Source organism: Streptomyces sp. H27-D2, assembly GCF_035828615.1.
In the GTDB taxonomy this organism is placed as follows: Bacteria; Actinomycetota; Actinomycetes; order Streptomycetales; family Streptomycetaceae; genus Streptomyces.
Window position 1 is genome coordinate 1 of the sequence record NZ_JAYMZR010000206.1, and the last position, 1667, is coordinate 1667.

At 68.6% G+C, this 1667-nt stretch carries 1 protein-coding gene; it reads left to right on the plus strand.

The features are described from left to right. The first annotated feature begins 73 nt into the window (after positions 1-73). Positions 74-1612, plus strand: a complete 1539-nt coding sequence (locus QMK28_RS33895; RefSeq protein ID WP_443050911.1) for an ISL3 family transposase — start codon at positions 74-76, stop codon at positions 1610-1612. The last annotated feature ends 55 nt before the right edge of the window (positions 1613-1667 follow it).

The following is a 1667-nucleotide window of genomic DNA, read 5'->3' on the forward strand; positions in this document are numbered from 1 at the left end:
GGGTCTGACAAGATTTTCGTAGCCGGTGATCGAAGGTGTCGTGGTTCCCTCCGTTCGGGGTGCAGGCTGGAGGGTGTATGACATCGAGTTGGAGGTCCTGCTGCCGCAACTGTCCGCGGTGCGGGTCGAGGAAGTGCAGGCCGGCACGGGTCTGATCCGGATCACAGCGCGGACCCGGGACGGGAGCGGGGCCGCGTGCTCGGGATGTGGCCGGTCCTCGGACTGGGTGCACAGCCGGTACGTACGGCACGTCGCCGATGAGGCGGTCGGCGGCCGGCCGGTGATCGTCGAGTTATCGGTACGCCGTCTGTACTGCGAGAACCCCGATTGCCCGAAGACCACGTTCGTGGAACAGGTCGACGGACTGACCGTGCGCTACCAAAGACGCACGCCTGCCTTGCAGCGGTTGCTGGGGGCGGTCGCGACGGCACTTGCCGGCAAGACCGCCGTCCGGCTGCTGCCTCATCTGCATCAACTGGTCAGTTGCAGCACGCTGCTGACCCTGCTGATGGCGCTGCCGCTGCCCGCGATGGCGGTGCCCCGGGTGCTGGGGGTCGATGACTTCGCGCTGCAGCGTGGGCACCGTTACGCGACCATCCTGATCGACGTGCTCACTCACGCGCGCGTCGATGTGCTGCCCGACCGGACCGTCGAGACATTGGCCGCCTGGCTGCGTGCGCACCCCGGCGTGGAGGTCGTCTGCAGGGACGGCTCCGCCTCCTACGCCGAGGCAATCCGCCAAGGAGCCCCCGACGCGGTGCAGGTCAGCGACCGCTGGCACCTGTGGCACAACCTCGCCGCCGCGGTGGAGAAGACGGTGGCCGCGCACGCCGCGTGCTGGCGCGCGAAGCCGCCCGAGGCGACGCCCGGGTCGCGTAACGAGCGCGTCCTGCAGACGCATGCCGCCGTGCACGAGTCGCTGGAGGCCGGGGTGAGCCTGTGCGAGACCGGCCGACACCTGGGCCTGGCGCTCAACACCGTCAAACGCTACGCCCGCGTCGGTGCTCCCGAGCAATTGATCCGTCCGCCCCAGTACCGGCGCTGCTTGGTCGATCCCTTCCGCGACCACTTGCGCGAGCGCCGCGCGGCCGGCCCGGTGGCCACCACCACCCTCCTCGCCGAGATCCGCGTGATGGGCTACACCGGCAGCCCGAACCTGCTGGTCCGCTATCTCGAACAGGGACGGGACCAGGAATCGCTGGCCGATCCCTCCATCCGCCGCCTCACCTCCTGGATCATGACCGACCCCGACCACCTGGCCGACGAACCGGGCACCCACCGCGACAAACTCACCGCCCTCTGCCCCGAGATGAGCATTCTGACCGGCCACGTCACCACCTTCGCGAAGCTGCTGGGCCACCACGAGCACTCCCCCGGGGATCCTGCCGCCCTCCAGGAATGGATCGAGGCGGTGAACGCCGACGACCTTCCAGCCCTGCACGGCTTCGTCCGCGGCATGGAGAAAGACCGAGACGCCGTGCAGGCCGGCCTCGACCTGCCCTACAGCAACGGAGCCACCGAGGGCATCAACAACAAGACGAAACTCCTCAAACGGCAGACCTACGGACGAGCGGGCTTCGCCCTCCTCCGCCAGCGCATCCTGCTCAACTGACCCACGGACCAGCAGCTTCGCCCCGATCACCGGCTACGAAAATCTTGTCAGACCC